This is a genomic window from Marinobacter sp. NSM, from assembly GCF_052380025.1.
Classification (GTDB): Bacteria; Pseudomonadota; Gammaproteobacteria; order Pseudomonadales; family Oleiphilaceae; genus Marinobacter.
This window is the reverse complement of sequence record NZ_JBQTCK010000005.1, coordinates 256,151-276,584: the sequence shown is the minus strand read 5'-3', so window position 1 is coordinate 276,584 and position 20,434 is coordinate 256,151. Positions and strand designations below refer to the sequence as shown.

General features: G+C 59.4%; 21 protein-coding genes. 12 read left to right on the top strand and 9 right to left on the bottom strand.

The features are described from left to right. Window positions 1–89: 89 nt before the first annotated feature. The 4 genes from argJ (at window position 90) to ribA (ending at window position 3,586) form a co-directional block, all read left to right on the top strand. Entirely contained in the window at window positions 90–1,307 is a 1,218-nt protein-coding gene (gene argJ / locus ACTZWX_RS13235) for a bifunctional glutamate N-acetyltransferase/amino-acid acetyltransferase ArgJ (protein ID WP_444714323.1), read from the top strand. Next, window positions 1,288–2,268 (top strand): Nudix family hydrolase, encoded by a 981-nt coding sequence (locus tag ACTZWX_RS13230; RefSeq protein WP_444714322.1) that lies wholly within the window; start codon window positions 1,288–1,290, stop codon window positions 2,266–2,268. Before argJ ends, ACTZWX_RS13230 begins: the two co-directional genes overlap by 20 nt. A 91-nt stretch (window positions 2,269–2,359) precedes the next feature. After that, the gene (gene moaC, locus ACTZWX_RS13225; RefSeq protein WP_058090996.1) at window positions 2,360–2,842 is read left to right on the top strand and encodes a cyclic pyranopterin monophosphate synthase MoaC; all 483 of its coding nucleotides are present in this window, start codon (window positions 2,360–2,362) and stop codon (window positions 2,840–2,842) included. A gap of 132 nt (window positions 2,843–2,974) precedes the next feature. Further along, window positions 2,975–3,586, top strand: a complete 612-nt coding sequence (ribA, locus tag ACTZWX_RS13220) for a GTP cyclohydrolase II (protein WP_058090995.1) — start codon at window positions 2,975–2,977, stop codon at window positions 3,584–3,586. A 57-nt stretch (window positions 3,587–3,643) separates the two neighbouring features. On the opposite strand, the gene dxs is transcribed toward ribA, so the two are convergent. From dxs to ACTZWX_RS13200, 4 genes are all read right to left on the bottom strand, one after another. Beyond that, entirely contained in the window at window positions 3,644–5,575 is a 1,932-nt protein-coding gene (gene dxs, locus ACTZWX_RS13215) for a 1-deoxy-D-xylulose-5-phosphate synthase (protein ID WP_444714321.1), read from the bottom strand. A gap of 136 nt (window positions 5,576–5,711) precedes the next feature. Beyond that, the gene (ispA, locus tag ACTZWX_RS13210; RefSeq protein ID WP_444714320.1) at window positions 5,712–6,608 is read right to left on the bottom strand and encodes a (2E,6E)-farnesyl diphosphate synthase; all 897 of its coding nucleotides are present in this window, start codon (window positions 6,606–6,608) and stop codon (window positions 5,712–5,714) included. After that, window positions 6,608–6,865, bottom strand: a complete 258-nt coding sequence (locus tag ACTZWX_RS13205; protein WP_058090992.1) for an exodeoxyribonuclease VII small subunit — start codon at window positions 6,863–6,865, stop codon at window positions 6,608–6,610. Before ACTZWX_RS13205 ends, ispA begins: the two co-directional genes overlap by 1 nt. Before the next feature lie 57 nt (window positions 6,866–6,922). Then, window positions 6,923–7,696, bottom strand: coding sequence for an NRDE family protein (locus ACTZWX_RS13200; RefSeq protein ID WP_444714319.1), 774 nt, complete (start codon window positions 7,694–7,696; stop codon window positions 6,923–6,925). Between the two features lie 99 nt (window positions 7,697–7,795). On the opposite strand from ACTZWX_RS13200, the gene ACTZWX_RS13195 reads away from it, so the two are divergent. From ACTZWX_RS13195 to ACTZWX_RS13180, 4 genes are all read left to right on the top strand, one after another. Further along, window positions 7,796–8,593, top strand: a complete 798-nt coding sequence (locus tag ACTZWX_RS13195; protein ID WP_444714318.1) for a sulfite exporter TauE/SafE family protein — start codon at window positions 7,796–7,798, stop codon at window positions 8,591–8,593. Between the two features lie 10 nt (window positions 8,594–8,603). Beyond that, window positions 8,604–9,392, top strand: a complete 789-nt coding sequence (gene lgt, locus ACTZWX_RS13190) for a prolipoprotein diacylglyceryl transferase (protein ID WP_444714317.1) — start codon at window positions 8,604–8,606, stop codon at window positions 9,390–9,392. Next, window positions 9,389–10,228 carry a thymidylate synthase gene (locus ACTZWX_RS13185; RefSeq protein ID WP_444714316.1) on the top strand — a complete coding sequence of 280 codons (840 nt, stop codon included), beginning with the start codon at window positions 9,389–9,391 and terminating at the stop codon, window positions 10,226–10,228. Before lgt ends, ACTZWX_RS13185 begins: the two co-directional genes overlap by 4 nt. Window positions 10,229–10,579: 351 nt before the next feature. Continuing rightward, window positions 10,580–11,095, top strand: a complete 516-nt coding sequence (locus ACTZWX_RS13180) for a dihydrofolate reductase (protein WP_444714315.1) — start codon at window positions 10,580–10,582, stop codon at window positions 11,093–11,095. Window positions 11,096–11,115: 20 nt separating this feature from the next. On the opposite strand, the gene ACTZWX_RS13175 is transcribed toward ACTZWX_RS13180, so the two are convergent. Further along, entirely contained in the window at window positions 11,116–12,639 is a 1,524-nt protein-coding gene (locus tag ACTZWX_RS13175) for a DEAD/DEAH box helicase (protein ID WP_444714314.1), read from the bottom strand. Window positions 12,640–12,836: 197 nt separating this feature from the next. Between ACTZWX_RS13175 and ACTZWX_RS13170 the strand changes: the two genes are divergently transcribed. Next, complete coding sequence (locus ACTZWX_RS13170; RefSeq protein ID WP_319636315.1) at window positions 12,837–13,625, top strand: acyl-CoA thioesterase; 789 nt, start codon at window positions 12,837–12,839, stop codon at window positions 13,623–13,625. A 12-nt stretch (window positions 13,626–13,637) separates the two neighbouring features. Here ACTZWX_RS13170 and ACTZWX_RS13165 read toward each other — a convergent pair whose 3' ends face one another. From ACTZWX_RS13165 to ACTZWX_RS13155, 3 genes are all read right to left on the bottom strand, one after another. Beyond that, the gene (locus ACTZWX_RS13165) at window positions 13,638–14,537 is read right to left on the bottom strand and encodes a haloalkane dehalogenase (protein WP_444714313.1); all 900 of its coding nucleotides are present in this window, start codon (window positions 14,535–14,537) and stop codon (window positions 13,638–13,640) included. A 122-nt stretch (window positions 14,538–14,659) separates the two neighbouring features. Next, window positions 14,660–14,908, bottom strand: a complete 249-nt coding sequence (locus ACTZWX_RS13160; RefSeq protein WP_058090983.1) for a hypothetical protein — start codon at window positions 14,906–14,908, stop codon at window positions 14,660–14,662. Between the two features lie 97 nt (window positions 14,909–15,005). Continuing rightward, window positions 15,006–15,356 carry a hypothetical protein gene (locus ACTZWX_RS13155; RefSeq protein WP_444714312.1) on the bottom strand — a complete coding sequence of 117 codons (351 nt, stop codon included), beginning with the start codon at window positions 15,354–15,356 and terminating at the stop codon, window positions 15,006–15,008. 137 nt (window positions 15,357–15,493) lie between these two features. Between ACTZWX_RS13155 and ACTZWX_RS13150 the strand changes: the two genes are divergently transcribed. Beyond that, window positions 15,494–16,585 (top strand): AI-2E family transporter, encoded by a 1,092-nt coding sequence (locus ACTZWX_RS13150; protein ID WP_444714311.1) that lies wholly within the window; start codon window positions 15,494–15,496, stop codon window positions 16,583–16,585. A 96-nt stretch (window positions 16,586–16,681) separates the two neighbouring features. After that, the gene (locus ACTZWX_RS13145; RefSeq protein ID WP_444714310.1) at window positions 16,682–17,086 is read left to right on the top strand and encodes a peptidoglycan-binding domain-containing protein; all 405 of its coding nucleotides are present in this window, start codon (window positions 16,682–16,684) and stop codon (window positions 17,084–17,086) included. A 69-nt stretch (window positions 17,087–17,155) separates the two neighbouring features. On the opposite strand, the gene ilvD is transcribed toward ACTZWX_RS13145, so the two are convergent. Next, complete coding sequence (ilvD, locus tag ACTZWX_RS13140) at window positions 17,156–18,991, bottom strand: dihydroxy-acid dehydratase (RefSeq protein ID WP_444714309.1); 1,836 nt, start codon at window positions 18,989–18,991, stop codon at window positions 17,156–17,158. Window positions 18,992–19,142: 151 nt separating this feature from the next. Here ilvD and ACTZWX_RS13135 point away from each other — a divergent pair, with 151 nt between their 5' ends. Next, entirely contained in the window at window positions 19,143–20,396 is a 1,254-nt protein-coding gene (locus ACTZWX_RS13135; protein WP_444714308.1) for an HDOD domain-containing protein, read from the top strand. Window positions 20,397–20,434: the final 38 nt, after the last annotated feature.

Genomic DNA, 20,434 nt, shown 5'->3' with positions numbered 1-20,434 from the left:
ACCTCGGCACCAGAACCCGCAATCGGCCAGTGTATGGGCGGTATGCGGGTTTTGTCGTTTACAGTTTCGGATAAATTCAGGAGGCAGGCATGGCGGTAGGTCCCGGAACCTTACCCGAGTTTTACCCGGTGGCGGGTATCAAGGTGGGGATTGCGAGTGCGGGTATCAAAAAGCCCGGGCGTAAAGACATAGTGGTGTTCGAGTTGGTGCCGGAGGCGAGGGTAGCGGGCATATTTACCCGTAATCAGTTCTGCGCGGCTCCTGTGGTACTCAGCCGGAAACACTTGGCCCAGGGCGCACCCCGCTACCTGCTGATCAACACCGGCAATGCCAACGCCGGTACCGGAGAGCGGGGTATGGCCGACGCCCTGCGTTGTTGTGAGGCGCTGGCCGCCGAAGCGAGCGTCAGCCCTGACGCGGTGTTGCCGTTCTCAACCGGTGTGATCGGTGAGCCCCTGCCGGTCGACAAGATTATCAAAGCTCTGCCGGAAGCCCTGGCCAATACCCGTGAAGACCGCTGGGCGGAAGCCGCCAGTGGCATCATGACCACCGACACCCGGCCCAAGGGGGCGTCTGTGCGGGTGGACCTGGGTGGCCATGCGGTGACCATTTCCGGCATTAGCAAGGGCGCGGGCATGATCCGGCCAAACATGGCCACCATGCTCGGGTTTATCGCCACCGACGCCCGCATTGCACCCGACGTGCTGCAGTCATTGGCGTCGGAACTGGGCGAGAAGTCGTTCAACCGGATTACCATTGATGGTGATACCTCCACCAACGATGCCTGCATGTTGATGGCCAGTGGCCAGTACGACGGGCCAGAAATTACCGCAGACAGCCCGCACCTGCCGGCGTTGAGAGAAGCCCTTCGCCAGGTATACCTGGACCTGGCCCATGCCATTGTCCGGGACGGTGAGGGTGCCACCAAGTTTGTCACCATCGACGTCAGCGGTGCTGCCAGCCAGCAGGAGGCGCTGGATGTGGCCTATACCGTCGCGCACTCGCCGCTGGTGAAGACCGCGCTGTTTGCTTCGGACCCGAATTGGGGCCGGATTCTGGCGGCGGTGGGGCGCGCGGGCGTGTCGGACCTGGACCTGGGCTCTTTGGAAATCTATCTGGGGGATGTCTGCCTGGTGCGCAACGGTGGCCGTGCCGATGATTACTCCGAGGACCGGGGTCAGCGGCTAATGAGCCAGGAAGAAATCACCATCGCCATCGACCTCAAGCACGGTGGCGTCCAGGAAACGGTGTGGACCTGTGATTTCTCCCACGACTATGTGACCATCAATGCCGAATACCGTACCTGAGCCTGAGACCCTGGCGGGGAAGAAGCAGATCCACGTTGCCGTCGCCGTCATTATCCGTGACGGCCGGGTTCTGATTGCCCGCCGTCCGGATCACGTGCATCAGGGCGGACTGCTGGAGTTCCCGGGTGGCAAGGTGGAGCCGGGGGAAACCGTACAGCAGGCCCTGGTTCGGGAGATTGCCGAGGAAACCGGCCTGCAGGTACCCCTGGCCAGCTTGGAACCGGTGATCGGTATCCGCCACGACTACGGTGACAAACAGGTGCTCCTGGATGTCTGGAAAACCTCGGAGGCCGAGGGGCAGCCAGAGGGCCGGGAAGGGCAGCCGATCAGTTGGCTGCGCCCGTGCGAGCTCGCCGATGCGGATTTCCCTGCCGCCAACCGCCCGATCATAAGGGCACTCAATTTACCGCAGCGCCTGGCTATTGTTGGCCCGATGGCATCCTGGCAGGACGGTATCAGCCGGCTGGAACGGTCGATTGGCGGGATGGCGGGGCAGCTGGTTGTGCTTCGGGCGCCTCAATTACCGGATAACGATTACCTGAAACTGGCGGCAGAGGCTTTGCCGATCTGTTCCGGTGCCGGCGTCGGACTGGTTTTGCATGGCCATCCGCGTTTGCTGGGTGCATTTCCGAAAGCTGCCGGCCTGCACCTGCCCTGGCGTGAGGCTCAGGCGCTCTCAAGACGCCCTGTGCCGGCCGATCGATGGCTGGGCGTGTCGTGCCATGACCAAGGCCAGCTGCACCATGCGGCGGCCCTGGGTGCGGATTACGCGACGCTGGGCCCGGTGTTGGAAACGTCCACCCATCCGGGGCAACCCGGAATGGGCTGGGGGCAGTTCGAATCCCTGGTGGCCAATGCCAGGCTTCCAGTCTACGGGCTGGGGGGGCTGACGCCAGGTCATGAAACACTGTGTCGTGAGCGGGGCGGCCAGGGCATTGCCGGCATCGGATTCTGGTGGTGAGCCGCTGGCGGAGATTACGGATTTCCGCCGGCATCAGTCTGTGCAACAGTAGTTAATCAGTGACAGATCAAAAACGAGCGGGGAGCGCAGCGTGAGCAAGTTGACCCATCTGGATGATAAGGGCGAAGCCCGAATGGTGGATGTGACGAGCAAGGCCGTCACCGAGCGGGAGGCCCGGGCGGAAGCAACCATCCGCATGGCGCCGGAAACCCTGCGAATGATCATTGATGGTGAGCATCCCAAGGGAGATGTGCTGGCTACTGCCCGTATTGCCGGCATCATGGCGGCCAAGAAGACCCATGACCTGATTCCCCTGTGCCATGCCCTGAATCTGACATCGGTGAAAGTGGAGTTGTCCCCGGGGGCGGATGGCGCCTCGGTGCATATCCTTACCCGCTGCAAGCTGTCGGGGCAGACCGGCGTCGAGATGGAGGCGCTTACGGCCGCCAGTGTTGCCGCGTTGACCTTGTACGACATGTGCAAAGCCGTTGATAAGGCGATGGTGGTGGATGGTGTGCGGCTGCTGGAAAAGAAGGGTGGCCGCTCGGGACACTGGCGCGCGCCGGAACAATGATCTGCTCTCTGGCCTTGGCCGTACTCTTTCCGACCACACTGTATTCGGAGAGTAAACGTGCCAACACTACGCCAGGCAAGCAGCCGCATGATAGAATGCCCGCCCAATTTGTCAGAACCACGAGGAAATACAGTGGCTGTTCGTTACATTGAGACCTGCCGTTTGCCCACCCCCTTCGGTGTGTTCGACATGCACGGCTTTGAGGAGCCGGACACCGGAAAAGAGCATGTGGCACTAACGCTGGGCGATATTGATAGCGATGAGCCTCTGCTGGCACGTACTCATTCCGAATGCCTGACCGGCGATGCCCTGTACAGCATGCGTTGTGATTGCGGGTATCAGCTGGAAGAAGCATTGCGCAGCATTGCCCGCGAAGGTCGTGGCATTCTGATGTATCTGCGCCAGGAAGGCCGTGGCATCGGGTTGCTGAACAAGATTCGCGCCTACCGGTTGCAGGATCAGGGCGCAGATACCGTAGAGGCCAACGAGCGGCTGGGTTTTGGTGCGGATTTGCGGGACTACAGCATGTGCAAGGACATGCTCGAGCACCTAGGGATTCGAAGCCTGAAGCTGATGACCAATAACCCCAGGAAGGTCAAGGCGTTGGAGTCTTACGGAATTCAGATTTCGGAGCGTGTTCCCCTGCACGTGGGTCGCAACCCGCACAACGAACACTACCTCAATACCAAGCAAAGCAAGCTCGGACACTGGCTCGAGACTCATCAGGATGACGACCCGGCCTGATTGAGTCCGCTGGCAGAATCAGGCTGATAGCACGGCTGTGCTATCAGCCAGCAGTAATCACTTGATGGCCGTCAGGGCGGCGTTACCGAGGCGGTCAATCCGACTAGCGATGGCGCTACGGATACCTTCCGGGTCCAGCCCGCATTCCTTGAGCAATTCCCCGTGCTTGCCATGGTCGACGAAGCGGTCAGGCAAGCCCAGCTGCAGCACCGGTAGCATCACTTCCCGTTTATTCAGGCATTCGGTCACTGCGCTACCGGCACCGCCAGCCACCACGTTCTCTTCTAGCGTTACCAGCAGGTCGTGTTGTTCGGCCAGTTCCAGTACCAGGCTCTCATCCAGCGGTTTGACGAAGCGCATATCGGCCACGGTGGCATTCAGGCTGTCGGCCGCCTCCAGGGCAGAGCCCAGCAGAGTGCCAAAGTTAAGTATGGCCACCCGAGTGCCCTCTCGGACAACGCGACCCTTGCCGAGGGGTAGAGCCGTCAGTGTCTGCTGGATTTCGGCACCGGGGCCGGTGCCCCGGGGGTACCGCACGGCAGCTGGGCCATGGTATTGAAGACCGGTGTGCAGGAGCTGGCGGGTTTCGTTTTCATCTGAGGGGGTCATCACCACCATTTTCGGGATGCAGCGAAGATAGCTGATGTCGAACGCGCCGGCATGGGTTGGGCCGTCTTCGCCCACCAGCCCCGCCCGGTCGATGGCAAACAGCACGTCCAGATCCTGGATGGCAACGTCGTGAATCAGTTGGTCATAGCCCCGTTGCAGGAAGGTAGAATAGATTGCCACGACAGGTTTGGCACCATCACAGGCCAGCCCGGCCGCCAGGGTTACCGAGTGCTGCTCGGCGATGGCTACGTCAAAGTAGCGGTCCGGGAAACGCTCCGAGAACGCCAGCAGGTCTGAGCCCTCGCACATCGCGGGGGTGATGCCGACCACGCGCTCATCCTGCTCAGCGGCATCGCACAGCCATTGCCCGAAGACGTTGGCGTATTTCGGTTTGGCCTGCATCGGTTTGACCGGCTTCGGCTTGTTCGGTGGCACGGGTTCAATCTTGTTGATGGCGTGATAGCCAATGGGGTCCGCCTCTGCGGGCGCAAAGCCCTTGCCTTTGGTGGTCACCACATGCAGGAACTGCGGGCCGTCCAGCTCCCGGATGTTCTCCAGGGTTTCAACCAGCAATGGCAGGTCGTGGCCATCAATGGGGCCGATGTAGTTGAAGCCCAGCTCCTCGAACAGCGTGCCTGGGGCAATCATGCCCTTGAAGTGTTCTTCGGTTTTCTTCGCCAGCGCCATCAGGTGTGGGGTGCTTTTCAGTACTTTCTTGCTGCTGTCCCGAACCTGGTTGTAGGTTCGGCTGGCCAGCAGCTTGGCAAAATAGTTGGACAACCCGCCCACGTTGCGGGAGATCGACATGTCATTATCGTTCAGGATAACCAACATATCGGCGTGAAGGTGGCCGGCGTGGTTCAGGGCCTCAAAGGCCATACCGGCGGTCATGGCGCCGTCGCCAATCACCGCAATGCTCTTGCGCCCGGTATTCTGCATGCGGGCTGCAATGGCCATGCCCAGTGCGGCGCTGATGGAGGTGCTGGAGTGGCCAACACCGAAGGTGTCGTATTCACTTTCCGCTCGTTTCGGGAACCCGGCCAGGCCATCCTTACGGCGGATGCTGCCCATCTGTTCCCGGCGCCCGGTCAGGATCTTGTGGGGGTAGGCCTGGTGGCCTACATCCCAGACCAGCCGATCTTCGGGGGTATTGAAGACATAGTGCAGGGCGACGGTCAGTTCCAGAACGCCTAGGCCGGCACCAAAGTGGCCGCCGGTCTGGCCGACAGACCAGAGCAGGAAAGCCCGGAGTTCTCTGGCCAGTTGTGGAAGATCTTCCTCGGGCAGGGTGCGCAGCTGGGCGGGCACGTCAATCCGGTCAAGAATGGGCGTGTTGGGCCGCTGCGACGGGATTTCCCTGAAAATGTATGTGTCCTGCATCAGCTCGGGTCTTTATCGGAATATGGATTCTTTGACTGGCATTATAAGGGAACAGGGAGGTGTGTTTCACACTTCCCGGGCCAGATGTTACAAAACGGTGTCGTCAGGCCGGCCGATTCTTGTTTGTCAGCGCGGTTCAGTGCCTTCTGACCACCACATAATCGGCCATGGCCCTAAGCACCTCGGCTTCTTCGCCGAAACTGTCCAGGGCACTTTGGGCCTGATCCAGCAGCTTCTCAAGGTGTTCCCTGGCACCGGAAACACCCAGCAGGGCCGGATAGGTGGGTTTCTCCCTGGCGGCGTCCGAGCCCTGCCGCTTTCCGATGATTTCGGTATCGCCTTCAATATCCAGCAGGTCATCCTGCACCTGGAACGCCAGGCCCAGGGCGCTGGCAAAATCAGACAGGGCGGCCAGTTGTTGATCTGTGACCGAACCGGACGTCAGCGCGCCCAGGCGAACACTGGCTTCGATCAGGGCGCCGGTTTTATGGCGATGCATGGACTCAAGCTGTTCTATGGTCAGTTGTTGGCCAACCGATTCCAGATCAATGGCCTGGCCACCAACCATGCCCTGATGTCCGCTGGCGGTCGCCAGCTCCCGAATCATTGCGATGCGTTGTTGGTCTGACAGCTCCGGGGCCTCCGCCAGAAGTGCAAAGGCCAGTGTTTGCAGCGCATCGCCGGCCAGTATGGCGCTGGCCTCATCAAACGCGATGTGAACGGTTGGTCGGCCACGCCGAAGGTCGTCGTCATCCATGGCGGGCAGGTCGTCGTGCACCAGGGAATAGGCGTGCACCAGTTCCAGCGCACAGGCGGGGGCCAACGCCGCCAATGGATCGGCGCCGATGGCGCGGGCCGCGGCCAGGCACAGTGCCGGGCGAACGCGCTTGCCACCGCCCAGAACGCTGTAGCGCATGGCCTCATCCAGCCTGGGTGAGGCGGCGCCATCGCGAATAGAGCGTTCCAGTGCCTGGTCAATCTGCTGGCGGGATTGCTCCAGAAATTCCAGAGCCAGGGACAGGCGCTCACTCATCAGTTGGCATCATCCGCTGAAAAGGGACGGGTCTCCAGGGAGCCATCGCTGTTCTGAACCAGTTGTTCAACACGCTGTTCGGCGGTTTTCAGGGCGGTCTGGCATTCTCGGGTGAGCTTTACGCCCCGTTCGAAGGCTGCCAGTGACTGCTCCAGCGAAAGCTCTCCCTGCTCAAGATCACGAACCAATCGCTCAAGTTCGTCCAGGGATTTTTCAAAGTCGGCAATGGATGTGCTGCTGTTATTCTCACCGGCCATGGGCGACCTCCGGTCAGGTGTTTCGGAAATTGCGTGGATTATATCAGAGTCCCTGAGCTATCGCTGCCAGGCGAATTGGCGTTTTTCCAGAGTTGTGGCATTCGGTCCCCAGGATTGCTCGGTGACTGACACCTGGCCCTGTCGGGACAAGGTAACAACCGTGGTTGCTCGGGTTCCGTAGTGGTCGCCGACGATGAATGGTGAAGACAGAAATCGCTCGGTTTCCACGCCAACGCCGGTATCCGGAAGGCTCCGGTCTGGCGCTGGCGTGGTGTCCTGCAAGAGTGACAGTAGCTGTTTGTGCAGCGGCGCCGGGTCTTGGCGCGCTTGTTCCACGCAATGGCCAACGGCCTTGCGTAGCCTCAGCAGTTTTGGCCAGGGGGTCTGCAGCAGGTGGTTGCTCAGGCCATAAACGCCCCGGAATACCTGCCGGCCCGGGTGGGCGTCCCGATTGCTGTAATACCAGCCTCCAAGACCGGTCAGCTTCACCAGATTGAACCCTGCATAGCGCCCGGGCTCTGCATCCAGTGAGGATTGCAGTTCACGGGTTGAGAGTCTCAGTGCGTGTAAGGGCAGTTCGCCACGGCTTTGGCGGCCAGCCTCGGGGCTTCCTTCCCGCACATTGGTAACGGCTGTTACCGTGCCGTCGGTATTGACCGCCAACCAGGTGCCGCCGGATTCCAGGTCCTGTCCGGCCAGAATCTGCTGGCCGCTGTTGTCCTGCCACCAGTTCATGGCGGCGGTGGGGCGCCGGAAGAACTCGTCCCGGTTGGCTGCCACCACCAGGGGAAATTCCGGGCTTTGTCCGATGGCGAAAGCAATGAGGCACATGGTCGATGGCAATCCTTTAATTGAATTGGGAGGCTGCAGCGTTTGGCAACAATGCGTATCATACCAGCCTGATTTATTCCCGGGATTAAGCAAACAAACATGACCCTGATCGGTATATTCATTCTGTATCTGGCACTAGGTGCACTGGCAGGCACCATGGCAGGCCTGTTCGGAATCGGCGGTGGCCTGGTTATCGTTCCGGTGCTGATTTTCACTTTTGGCTTCCAGGGGTTCAGTGCCGAGATCGCCGCTCACCTCGCTATTGGTACTTCTCTGGCCACGATTGTCTTTACGTCCATCAGTTCCATCCGCACCCACCATACCCATGGGGCTGTCCGGTGGGAACTGGTGCGGCCCATGACGGTCGGAATCATCGTCGGGGCGTTGGCCGGGGCGTGGACGGCATCGCTGCTGAGTGGCCCGATGCTGAAAACCATCATTGGCGCCTTTGCGATTCTGGTCGCGCTGAAAATGCTGCTGGAAGCAAACCCGAAGCCCGGTCGGGATGTGCCTGGTAACGCCGGGCTCGGGGTGGCCGGTGGGTTTGTGGGCTGGGCATCTGCCATCTTCGGAATTGGTGGTGGCACACTCTCCGTGCCTTACCTCACCTGGTGTAACGTGCGCATGCAACAGGCTGTCGCCACGTCCGCGGCCTGTGGCTTGCCGATTGCCTTGGCTGGTGCTGCTGGCAACATCTGGACCGGCTGGCAGAACCCGCAGCTGCCCGATTTCAGTATTGGGTTTATCTATTTGCCGGCGTTGGTCGGTATTGTTGCCACCAGTGTCTTTTTTGCCCGTTTCGGCGCAAAGCTGGCGCACAAGCTGGATGGCCGCCTGTTGAAGAAGATATTTGCCGTTGTGCTGATCCTCGTCGGCCTCCGATTCCTGCTGAGTTGAGAGCGTATTCATGTTGCAACACCCGCAGATTGACCCGGTGGCCATCGCCATCGGCCCCCTGAAAATCCACTGGTATGGCCTGACCTACCTGGTTGGCTTCGCTGCTGGCTGGTGGCTTGGCCGCCTGCGTAGCCGCAAACCCTGGTCGCCCCTGAACGAAGAGCAAGTAGGTGACCTGCTGTTTTACATGGCCCTGGGTGTCATTCTCGGCGGCCGTTTCGGGTATGTGGTGTTTTATAACTTCGATGCCTTCCTGGCCGACCCGTTATGGTTGTTGCGGGTGTGGGAAGGGGGGATGTCGTTCCATGGCGGCCTGCTGGGCGTTATGCTGGCGATGTGGTGGTTCGGGCGTAAAACGTCGGCCGGGTTCTGGAGCATCGCAGATTTTGTGGCGCCGCTGGTGCCGGTGGGCCTGGGCGCGGGCCGCATCGGCAACTTCATCAATGGGGAGCTCTGGGGCAAACCGACGGATGTGTCCTGGGGCATGGTGTTCCGCACCGCTCCAGACAGCCTGGCCAGGCACCCCTCCCAGCTCTACCAGTTTGCCCTGGAAGGCGTGGTACTGTTCGCCATCCTGTGGTGGTTCTCCTCCCGGTCGCGCCCGAAAATGGCCGTCTCTGGCCTGTTTCTGGCCTGCTATGGCAGCTTCCGATTCTTTACCGAATTCTTCCGCCAGCCTGACCCGCAACTGGGTTACCTGGCCTTTGACTGGCTGACCATGGGGCAGGTGCTATCGTTGCCCATGGTTATTGCCGGCGCTGCCCTGATTGTTATTGCTTACCGGAGAAACGCTGCATGAAAGCTTACCTCGACCTGATGCAAGACGTTGTCGACAACGGATTCGACAAGGGCGACCGCACCGGGGTTGGCACCCGCTCCGTGTTCGGCCGGCAAATGCGCTTTAACCTGCAGGAAGGCTTCCCGCTGGTGACCACCAAGAAAGTCCACCTGCGAAGCATCATCTACGAATTGTTGTGGTTCCTGAAAGGTTCCACTGACAACAACTGGTTGGCGGAACGAAAGGTCAGCATCTGGAATGAATGGGCACTCGATAATGGCGACCTGGGGCCAATTTACGGCAAGCAGTGGCGCAGCTGGCAATGCCACGACGGTCGGGTGATTGATCAGATCAGCGAGGTTATCGAGCAAATCCAAACCAAGCCCAACTCCCGTCGCCTGATTGTCTCCGCCTGGAACCCGGCGGAACTGCCGGATGAGTCAGTCAGTCCTCAGGATAATGTGCGGGAAGGGCGAATGGCGCTCGCTCCCTGCCACTGTCTGTTCCAGTTCTACGTGGCGGACGGCAAGCTGTCTTGCCAACTGTACCAGCGCAGTGCGGATCTGTTTCTGGGGGTGCCTTTCAACATTGCGTCTTATGCTTTGTTGACCCACATGATTGCCCAGCAGTGTGATCTGGATGTTGGTGAGTTCGTGCACACGTTTGGGGACTGTCACTTGTACAGTAATCACCTGACCGACGATATTGTGTTCGAGCAGCTAAAGCGCGAGCCCCGTGCGTTGCCGAAGCTGGTGATCAAGCGTAAGCCGGAGTCGATTTTTGATTACGAGCTGGAAGATTTCGAATTCGACGGTTATGACCCTTATCCGGTCATCAAGGCCCCTATTGCGATTTGATTGATAGTCTGGCGGTGTTTTCGTCAGACGGGCCCGCGAGTATGGGGGCTGCTGCCAAGCGGGTGGGGCTTTCCGAAAAGCGCCTCAAGACGTCCCTGTGCGGCTTCGGCTCCGCCATCCCTGGCTCCGCAGATTTTCGGAAAGCCCCACCCGCTTGCCAGCGATCACGCTGCGAGATAGATCGCAGTAAATGAAGTCATACAGTGAAGTTTGGGTGCGAGGGGCGGGAGCTGGTTTTCAAGACTGTGCGGAGCCAGGGATAGCGGAGCCCAAGCGTCACATGGATGTGCTTGAGCGTGTTTTGAAAACCAGCTCCCGCCCCTCGCTAACTCCAGGCTATGAGGACGACATATGAGAAAAGCACTGATTGTTGCTATGTCCCGGAACCGCGTCATTGGGCGGGACAACAAGCTCCCCTGGTACCTGCCCGGCGACCTGCGTTACTTCAAGCAGGCGACCATGGGTAAGCCCATCATCATGGGGCGGAAAACCTGGGACTCTATCGGAAGACCACTGCCGGGGCGGATGAATGTGGTGATTTCCAGAAACCCGGAATGGCAGGCGCCGGCAGGTACGGTTGCGGCGGCATCATTGGATGAGGCGTTGGTCAAGGCTCAGGCCCAGGCGGAGCTGGAGGGTGGTGATGAGTTGATGATCATCGGCGGCGGCCAGATCTACACTGAGGCACTGCCCATGGTCGACCGGATGTACATCACACAGGTGCACGCCGAGGTGGACGGTGATGCCTACTTTCCGGAAGTGAACTGGGATGACTGGGAAGAGATCGGACGCGAAGATTTCTCCGCGTCTGACAATAATCCTTACGACTACAGCTTTGTCGTCTACCAGCGTAGCCGGTCAGCCTGACCGGCTAGCGGTTCTGGCCCTTAGCGCGGGGCGCGCTTGGGGCCATTGGCAGAGGGCTTGCCGCCTTTGCCAGCAGGCTTGCCCTTGGGCGGTCCCTTGCGGAAGCCGGGCTTGCCATCTTTGCTGAATTTCTTGCCGGGTCCACCCTTGCGGAAACCGCCTTTGCCCGGAGGCGGGCCTTTGCGGTCGCGACGGGGCGCTGCGGACACTTCCGGCAGGGCTTCGGGCTGCTCCAGCGGCAGGGAATCCGGCTGGGAGGCTTCCAGCAAGCAGGCGAGGGCGCCAGCAACGGCGGCCATGTCCATGTCATTGCGCTCGGCAATGTCGTCCAGCAGGGCAATGGCCTTGGCAGATCGGGGATCGTTGGTGAAGCCCAGCAGTTGCTCTTCAAACTGCTCTACCCGCATTTTCTGCAGCGCAGCCGGTGACGGCAGCTGGTACGGTTCCATCGGCGAGTTGGTGGCCCGCTCCAGGGTGCGCAGCCAGCTGCGCTCGCGCGGTGTGACCAGCAAAATCGCCTTGCCGGTGCGGCCGGCGCGGCCAGTGCGACCAACCCGGTGGATGTACGCTTCGGTGTCGTAGGGCACGTCGTAGTTGATCACGTGGGTAATCCGGGGCACGTCCAGACCACGGGCGGCAACATCGGTGGCGATGATGATGTCTTTCTTGCCGCGCTTGAGGTCCTCTACGGTCTGTTCACGCTGGCGCTGGTTGAGGTCACCGCTCAGGGGGGCAACCGCATGGCCGCGGGCTGACAGTTTTTCCGCCAGCAGGGTGGTCTCGGCCTTGGTGCGCACGAAGATAATAGAGGCGTCGAACGGCTCCACTTCCAGGATGCGGGTCAGGGCGTCCAGCTTACGCTCCGCGTAGACTGGCAGAACGAACTGGGCGATACGCTCAACGGTGCGGGTTTCGCTTTCAATGCGCACTTCCGTGGCGTTCTTCAGATAGGTTTGGGCAACCTTTTTGATCTGCGGCGGCATGGTGGCCGAGAACAGGGCTCGCTGACAGGTGTCCGGAGTCTTCGCCAGAATTGCTTCTACGTCGTCAATAAAGCCCATGCGCAGCATTTCGTCTGCTTCATCCAGCACCAGTGCCTTCAGGCTGCCAAGCTTCAGGGTGCCTTTGCGCAGGTGGTCCAGCATCCGGCCTGGCGTACCCACGATGACCTGGGCACCACGCCTCAGGCCGCGGATCTGTGGCGCAAAATCCTGGCCGCCGTAAATCGGCAGAACGTGGAAGTGTTTGAACTTGCTGGCGTAGGTGGTGAACGCCTCGGCTACCTGAATGGCCAGCTCCCGGGTAGGGGCAAGCACCAGAATCTGGGGCTCTGCAACGCTGGCATCAATACGGCTCAGCAGCGGCAGTGCAAACGCGGCTGTTTTGCCAGTACCGGTCTGGGCAACACCCAGTAGGTGGTTGCCGGCCAGCAAGGCTGGAATGGATTGCGCCTGGATGGGCGACGGAGTTTCATAGCCAACTGCGGAGACGGCTTCCAGTACTGCTGGATCCAGCCCCAGTTCGGCAAAAGACAATTCTGACATGAATGTACTCGGTATTCGGAGGGTATCGCATTACAAATGCAATGCATGATTTTGAAACATTATAGTCGGTTTGGACAGTCTTTAACATGACTATTGCCGGTAATAGGGTAGGTAGTTGCCGGGGAAGCAGCTTGCCAGCTTCGGTCAACTGCGGCAGTCTTGGTTGTTTGCAGGCTAATTAACAGGAATGGAAGAGTATGACGTTCGATGAGCTTCTGAATTCGGTGCGCGAGGGCCGAGACGTTGTGATCCCGGCCAGTTGGGGGCAGGGACGGGCTACCTTCGGTGGGCTGGTAGCGGCGCTGGCATTCGACGTGATGGCGTCGAAAGTTGCCCCTGGCAGGGCCATGCGGGCGATGCAGGTGTCTTTTGTCGGGCCGGTGGAACCGGATGTGCCTGCGGTGTTTGAGGCAGAGTTGTTGCGTGAGGGCAAGGCGGTCTCTCAGGTACAGGGGCGAATTCTGCAAAACGGTGAGACCAGGCTGGCGTGCCTGGCGAGTTTTGGTGGTGATCGGGAGTCATCAGTTCAGGTGGCGCCATCGCCCGCCCCGGAGGCTGTTCCGGTAGACCAGTGCCAGGAGTTGCCATACATTCCCGGAGTTACCCCGGAATTTACCCAGCATATCGACATGCGCTGGTCTTTCGGCAACATGCCGTTTTCCGGCAAGGGTGGTCGTGAGATGGGGGGCTGGATGCAGTTCCGGGAGACGCCCTCGGCCCTGACCGACGCGCACATTGTGGCGTTGGTGGATGCCTGGCCACCAGCATTATTGCCGCATTTGAAGGGGCCCGCACCGGCCAGTTCCCTGAGCTGGGCGTTGGAGATTGTGCATCCGCGGCCGACCATGAAGCCGGGAGAGTGGCTGCTCTACAGGGCCACGATTGATCAGGCAGGCGCCGGTTACGGCCATACCCATGCCGGTATCTGGACTGAGAGCGGCGAACTGGTGGCGCTGAGCCGCCAGACGGTGACCGTTTTTGGTTGAATGGGTGGGGGCTCAGGCCGCCATTTCAGCTTTCAGGGCGTCCAGTATGACCCGGGCAAACTCCCTGGGGGAGTCCTCCTGCAGGAAATGGCCACCGCGCAGGGTAATGTGGGGCTGTCCAAGTGCCCCGGGAATGCGTCTTTGCATGTGACGATCGCCTCCCCGGGTGATCGGATCGCCATTGCTGAAACAGGTGATGAAGGGCTTGCGCCATTTCTCCAGGATCCGCCAGGCCTCACGGTTGGCGGCGCTGGCTGGATCATCCGGTGAAACCGGAACCAGGCCCGGAAAGGCGCGGGCGCCCGCCTTGAACTCCGCGCTCGGAAAGGGTGCCTCGTATGCCGCCATCTCACCCGGGCTCAGAGCCCTTTCGGTACCCAGCTGTATGATGCGGGAAACAGGAAACCAGGGGCTGTGGCTGGCAAACGCTTTCCACGCACGGAACAACGCAGGCACCGGCGAGTCTCCGGTAAGCAGCATGCCGTTACCGACAATGATCCGGTTGAAACGTCTGTGGTGTTCAGCCGCCAATCGCAGGCCAAGCAGTGATCCCCAATTCTGACAGACCAGGGTGATGTTGGTGAGGTTCAGGTCTTCCAGCCAGCGGGTCAGCCAGCTCATATGGCGACTGTAGCTGTAATCGGTCACATTGGCTGGTTTGTCGGATTTTCCGAAACCGATGAGATCCGGTGCCAAAACCCGATATTCCGCTTCTGCGACCATGGGAATCATGTGTCGGTAAAGATACGACCAGGATGGTTCCCCATGGAGCATGACGACCGGTGTGCCATTGGTCGGACCATGATCGACGAAGTGCATGCGCAGGCCTGGCTCAACGTCCAGATAATTTGCTTGGAAGGGATAATCCGGAAGGCCTGCGAAGCGGGCTTCGTCGGTTCTCAGAATACGCATGCCATCGACTGTCCTGACTGATTGGTTGCGTGATTGTCTTTACGGCAATCGTCGGAAATCAGGATAAATCAGATGGAAATTTTGTGTGTTTGAGTTGCGTAACAGTGCGTTGCCGGTTTGAATCAGGACGCGATATCAAACAGGCGTTCGGGGTTGTCAATTCGGGCCAAAGCATCGTCACAGCAGTTGACGGCGCCACAGTCGTCGGCCGAGCACAGGCCGATGGTATGGCAATGGATGTCCTGATGGCCGTCGCCCTGGTTCCTGAAAATCCTGGCTCTGGAAAGAATGGAACGGCAATGGCCGCACAATAGTGTCGGCACGGCACTGCCTTCAGCCAGGATGGCGGTGTAATGGGTCGTATTTGTCATGATAATCCTCCTGATCCATAGAACATAAGGACAAAATGTGACAGTTCAAAGTCGCCACAGTGATCCTGCGTTGGTTCGGGTTCAGCAGTTATACGTATCAGGCGTCAGGATCGACCACGGGGCGACGGTTTGAGCGTTTGTCCTCCCAGTCCAGGTCCTTGGGGTCGTACCATCCGAGTTTGTCCATAACCCGATTCCGGGTGAACTCGGAGAGTGTTGGCCACAGTTCCTGGAAGTCTTTCAGCCCTCTATCCCGTTGCCTCTGCTGTTTGCTCTGCAAGCGGTTGATGGTGCGCGGAAGATGTAGGGCTTCACCCAGTTGACCAGGCACCAGAACCTCCTGCCCCATCACCTTGCGGCGGTGCATACGCGAAGCCAGAACCTTCTGGAGTTCTGTTGCGGCCTCAAGGGCTGTTTCAACGGTAAAAGCGTCTGGATCCAACAACATGACCTGTTAATTGGCTGATCGATAACCTGATACTATATCGTGAAGGTGGCTATAGTGGCCACGCTATCGTGTTAGTCTGTTTTTTCATGAAACGTTCCATCTGTTATGGGCACCGTTCGCTTCAGGGTATAGGGATTATGTACGCAAAACTTGAGACACGGACTTTTCTGGCGATGCTGGTGGGCGTTTCCATCGCCTTCGCGTTGTTGATGAAGCCATTTTTCGGGCCAATATTCTGGGCGATCGCCATTGCCCTGATTTTTTACCCGTTCAATCAGTGGCTGACCCGCCGTATGGGCGACAGGCCTAACATCAATGCCATGATCACCCTGCTGGTTTGCATCATCATCGTGGTGATTCCGGTGCTTGGGCTGGGAGCGGCCCTGATCACCGAAGGCATGGGGCTGTACCAGAAGATCCAGAGCGGTGAGATCCGTCCTGGTGAATACATTGACCAGGTCAACCGGTCGTTCCCGGCCATTCAGGCGTTTCTGAGCCAGTTTGATATCAGTTTCGGTGAATTGCGGGATCGCGTGGTCAGTGTGTTTGTTGGAGGCAGCCAGTTCCTTGCCAAGCAGGCGCTGGGCATCGGCCAGAACACTTTCCAGTTTTTCCTCGGCCTGGCGCTTATGGTGTATCTGGCGTTTTTCCTGATTCGGGATGGCCAGCAACTGGTCGAGCTGCTGATCAAGGCGTTGCCCCTGGGTGATGAGCGAGAGCGCCTGCTGTTTGCCAAGTTTGCCGAAGTTACCCGCGCAACGGTCAAAGGCAATTTGCTGATTGCCATCATTCAGGGGGCGCTGGGTGGCGTGATTTTCTGGATTCTGGGGATCTCCGGTGCGCTCCTGTGGGGGGTGGTGATGGCCATTTTCTCCCTGCTGCCCGCCGTTGGCGCTGCCATTGTGTGGATTCCGGCGGCGGTCTACCTGGCTGCCATCGGTGACGTGGTGCCAGCGGTCATTCTGACGGTCTACGGTATGGTGGTAATTGGCCTGGCCGATAACCTGTTACGGCCCATCCTGGTGGGGCGGGATACCAAGATGCCGGACTACCTGGTTTTGCTGTCGACCCTCGGGGGGCTTGTCATGTTTGGCATTAACGGGTTTGTGATGGGCCCGCTGGTGGCGGCTCTGTTCATGGCGTTCTGGGGTATCTTTATCCGGGAGTTTGGCAACGAAACTACCGGGAATATGCCAAAACGTGCGACAGGTTCGGCAAAGGACGACTGATCTGTGTTAGGGTCTGTGGGTCGCCCGGGCTTGTGGAGATGGGCGCCACATAATAATAAATAGACCGATATCCCTGAGGTATCAGGAGCAGATCAGGTGTCATTGACGAATCTTTTCAGCCATCGCATACGAAAGGCGGTTATGGCCGCCGGAACTATCGCTTTCCTGGGATTGACATCCCCGGCCTATGCCAACGACGTCGTCGCCCTCAAGCATGCTTTGTACGGTGCCGGTTACGATATAGAAAACGTTAACCCGGAACTGGACAGTAATACCCGGGCCGAACTGGAAAAGTTCCAGAGTGACCAGGGGCTTGAGGTAACCGGTTCGCTGGATGAGGCAACCGAGCGCGCCCTGGGTATGACCGCTGTGCAGCCGGTGGCCAGCGCTGCGGGCCAGGCCGGAGCTGGAGCTGCGCCGGCGGCAGAGGAGAGTGCCGCTGCCGCGACCGAGCCGGAGCCGGAAGAGGAAGAAGAGGAGAGCGGCTGGTCACTGTGGTGACCGGACGATAGCCACAAAAAAGCCCGCCAGGCATCCGTCAGGCGGGCTTTTTTGTTAGTGCGTGGGTGCTTAGTCCAGTTTCGACAGGTCCCGCACAGCACCTTTGTCGGCACTGGTCGCCAGCAGCGCGTAGGCCTTGAGTGCTGCAGAGACTTTGCGGTCGCGGGCGAGTTCGGGCTTCCAGCCTCTGGCGTCACGGTCTTTGCGACGTTTGTCCAGTTCTTCGTTGCTGACCTGCAGATTGATGCTGCGCTCCGGGATATTGATCAGGATGGTGTCACCATTCTCGATCAGGCCGATGGCACCGCCGGCGGCGGCTTCTGGTGACGCGTGCCCGATGGATAATCCGGAAGTGCCACCTGAGAAGCGGCCGTCCGTCAGCAGGGCGCATTCCTTGCCGAGGCCCTTGGATTTCAGGTAACTGGTGGGGTACAGCATTTCCTGCATGCCGGGGCCGCCACGAGGACCTTCGTAACGGATAATGACGACTTCGCCGGGTTTCACTTCGTCGCTTAGAATACCGGCAACCGCAGCATCCTGGCTTTCAAAGACCCTGGCTTTACCCTCGAACACGTAGATGCTCTCATCCACGCCCGCTGTTTTTACCACGCAGCCGTCCTGGGCAATGTTGCCGAACAGAACCGCCAGGCCACCCTCGGATGAGTAGGCATTTTCAACGGACCGGATGCAGCCGTTTTCACGGTCGCCGTCCAGGCTGGGCCAGCGGGTGCTCTGGCTGAAGGCAGTCTGGGTGGGAATGCCCGCCGGGCCGGCCTTGTAGAACTCAACCACCTCAGCGGTGGGAGAACGCATGATGTCCCATACTTCCAGGGCATCTCTCATGGTTTTACTGTGTACCGTTGGCAAATCGACGTTGATCAGCCCGCCACGTTCCAGTTCACCCATGATGCCCATGATGCCGCCGGCCCGGTGTACATCTTCCATATGGTATTTCGGGGAGTTGGGAGCCACCTTGCACAGCTGGGGTACTTTCCGCGACAGCTGGTCAATTTCGGCCAGCGTAAACTCAACACCGCCTTCCTGGGCCGCCGCCAGCAGGTGCAGAATCGTGTTGGTGGAGCCGCCCATGGCAATGTCCATGACCATCGCATTCTCGAACGCGGGGAACGACGCAATGCTGCGTGGCAGCACACTGGCATCGTTCTGTTCGTAATAGCGCTTGGCATTCTCCACAATTTGACGACCGGCGTTCAGGAACAGCTGTTCACGGTCGGCGTGGGTGGCCAGCATGGAACCGTTACCGGGCAGCGCCAGGCCAATGGCTTCGGTAAGGCAGTTCATGGAGTTGGCGGTGAACATGCCAGAGCAGGAACCACAGGTGGGGCAGGCGCTGCGCTCGTACTCTTCGACCATTTCATCGGTGGCCGATGGGTCTGCGGCGATGACCATGGCATCCACCAGATCCAGTTTATGCTCGGACAGCTTGGTTTTGCCGGCTTCCATTGGGCCGCCGGAGACAAAAATGGCCGGGATATTCAGACGCATGGCGGCCATCAGCATGCCCGGGGTGATTTTGTCACAGTTAGAAATACACACCAGCGCGTCAGCGCAATGGGCATTGGCCATATACTCGACTGAATCGGCAATAATTTCCCGGGATGGCAGGGAGTAAAGCATGCCATCGTGGCCCATGGCGATACCGTCATCCACGGCGATGGTGTTGAATTCTTTGGCAACGCCGCCGGCCGCTTCGATCTCACGGCAGACCAGCTGCCCCAGATCCTTCAGGTGAACGTGGCCGGGCACGAACTGGGTGAATGAGTTGGCAACGGCGATGATGGGTTTGCCAAAGTCTTCATTCTTCATGCCGGTGGCGCGCCACAGCGCCCGGGCGCCGGCCATGTTGCGGCCAGCGGTTGATGTATGGGAACGGTACTGGGGCATGGTGTTCTGCTCTCTCCCTGGTTATCGGGTTGTACTTGAGCGCAAAGGATACCAGATTAAACGCTGGTCGCATGGCTGTTTTGCCAGTCCGTGTTTACAATACGTAACAAGTAGCGGGATATTTTGGAAAGAACGGTGAGGGAGTCTGTCTATGGGTGGCCAGGAAAGCCTGCAACTGCGTCGTCTCAAGGATTTTCAGCCATTGGGACGGTTGACGGACGATCAACTGGTGTTGCTGGCGAGCCGGGCTGAACGGCGGACCCATGGGCCCGGCCAACGGGTAATGGAGCGGGGTGTTCGCGATGGCCTGGACTTTTTCCTGATATCCGGGAAGGTGGAGCTCGAGTCCGTGGATGGCCGCAAAACGGTGATTGAAGCCGAAACGGAAAAGGCGCTCAATCCCATCGCCCGGTTGCAACCCAGGATGTACGACGTCACGGCGGTCAAACCGTGCGAGTTTCTGGTGATTGAACAGGAGGTTCTGAACCAGATGCTGAGGTCCGCTCCGGTGAACCAGGTGGAAATGGATTCGGCGGATGGCAGCACCGATGAAAGTGAAGAACATCACCTGCTGATGGAGTTTTACGCTGAACTCCGCTCTAATCAACTCAAGCTGCCCAGCGTGCCGGATGTGGCCTGGAAGGTGCGCCGGGTGGTGGACCGCGAAGACTCCACGGCGCTGGATGTCGCCCAGGCGATCTCAGCCGACCCTGCCATGGCGGCAAAGCTGGTGCGGTCCTGCAACAGCCCGCTGTATCGTGGCTTCAGCGATGTCCGGAATGTGCGGGAGGCGGTGGTTCGCTTGGGTATGCGAACAACCCGGCAGCTGGTAACGGTGTTTGCCATGCGCGAAGTGTTCAAGACCCGGCGGGCCTCGCTGCAGAAAGAGATGGAGCAGCTTTGGCGGCACTCCCGGGAAGTGGCTGCCCTGTGCTGGGTGCTGGCAGATCATGCTACCCGGATTGATCCGGAAGAGGCCTTGCTGGCGGGCTTGCTACACGATATAGGTATCGTTCCGGTCTTGGTGCAGGCAGAACACCATGTAAACCTGTTTGCCGATGAAAAGAACCTTCAGCATGCCATGTCGGAGTTGCGGGCCGACGTAGGGTGTGCGGTTCTGGAGAACTGGCAGTTTCCGAAAGCGTTTATTGAGTCCGCCCGCCATGCGGAAGACTGGAGCTATGAGTGTCGGGAGTCTGCGCCCCAACTGGTTGATGTTGTGATCGTGGCGCAGTTGCATTCCATGATCGGATCCAGTCAGAATGCCGGCTTGCCCGCTTTTGACCAGGTGCCAGCCTGGCGCCGCCTGGGGGGACTGGATCTCAATGCCTCCCGGAGCCTACAGCTTTTGAGTGAGGCCCGTGAACGGGTAGATGAGGTGCAAAAGCTCCTGTCCATCCGATAACTACTGCCTGATGACGGAGTCTGCCCTGCAGTGAATGA

Excerpts from the sequence above, each read along its gene's own strand:
- argJ (WP_444714323.1), top strand. The coding sequence starts at position 90 with ATGGCGGTAGGTCCCGGAACCTTACCCGAGTTTTACCCGGTGGCGGGT.
- ACTZWX_RS13230 (WP_444714322.1), top strand. The coding sequence starts at position 1,288 with ATGCCGAATACCGTACCTGAGCCTGAGACCCTGGCGGGGAAGAAGCAG.
- dxs (WP_444714321.1), bottom strand. The coding sequence starts at position 5,575 with ATGCAGGACACATACATTTTCAGGGAAATCCCGTCGCAGCGGCCCAAC.
- ispA (WP_444714320.1), bottom strand. The coding sequence starts at position 6,608 with ATGAGTGAGCGCCTGTCCCTGGCTCTGGAATTTCTGGAGCAATCCCGC.
- ACTZWX_RS13205 (WP_058090992.1), bottom strand. The coding sequence starts at position 6,865 with ATGGCCGGTGAGAATAACAGCAGCACATCCATTGCCGACTTTGAAAAA.
- ACTZWX_RS13200 (WP_444714319.1), bottom strand. The coding sequence starts at position 7,696 with ATGTGCCTCATTGCTTTCGCCATCGGACAAAGCCCGGAATTTCCCCTG.
- ACTZWX_RS13195 (WP_444714318.1), top strand. The coding sequence starts at position 7,796 with ATGACCCTGATCGGTATATTCATTCTGTATCTGGCACTAGGTGCACTG.
- lgt (WP_444714317.1), top strand. The coding sequence starts at position 8,604 with ATGTTGCAACACCCGCAGATTGACCCGGTGGCCATCGCCATCGGCCCC.
- ACTZWX_RS13185 (WP_444714316.1), top strand. The coding sequence starts at position 9,389 with ATGAAAGCTTACCTCGACCTGATGCAAGACGTTGTCGACAACGGATTC.
- ACTZWX_RS13180 (WP_444714315.1), top strand. The coding sequence starts at position 10,580 with ATGAGAAAAGCACTGATTGTTGCTATGTCCCGGAACCGCGTCATTGGG.
- ACTZWX_RS13175 (WP_444714314.1), bottom strand. The coding sequence starts at position 12,639 with ATGTCAGAATTGTCTTTTGCCGAACTGGGGCTGGATCCAGCAGTACTG.
- ACTZWX_RS13170 (WP_319636315.1), top strand. The coding sequence starts at position 12,837 with ATGACGTTCGATGAGCTTCTGAATTCGGTGCGCGAGGGCCGAGACGTT.
- ACTZWX_RS13165 (WP_444714313.1), bottom strand. The coding sequence starts at position 14,537 with ATGCGTATTCTGAGAACCGACGAAGCCCGCTTCGCAGGCCTTCCGGAT.
- ACTZWX_RS13160 (WP_058090983.1), bottom strand. The coding sequence starts at position 14,908 with ATGACAAATACGACCCATTACACCGCCATCCTGGCTGAAGGCAGTGCC.
- ACTZWX_RS13155 (WP_444714312.1), bottom strand. The coding sequence starts at position 15,356 with ATGTTGTTGGATCCAGACGCTTTTACCGTTGAAACAGCCCTTGAGGCC.
- ACTZWX_RS13150 (WP_444714311.1), top strand. The coding sequence starts at position 15,494 with ATGTACGCAAAACTTGAGACACGGACTTTTCTGGCGATGCTGGTGGGC.
- ilvD (WP_444714309.1), bottom strand. The coding sequence starts at position 18,991 with ATGCCCCAGTACCGTTCCCATACATCAACCGCTGGCCGCAACATGGCC.
- ACTZWX_RS13135 (WP_444714308.1), top strand. The coding sequence starts at position 19,143 with ATGGGTGGCCAGGAAAGCCTGCAACTGCGTCGTCTCAAGGATTTTCAG.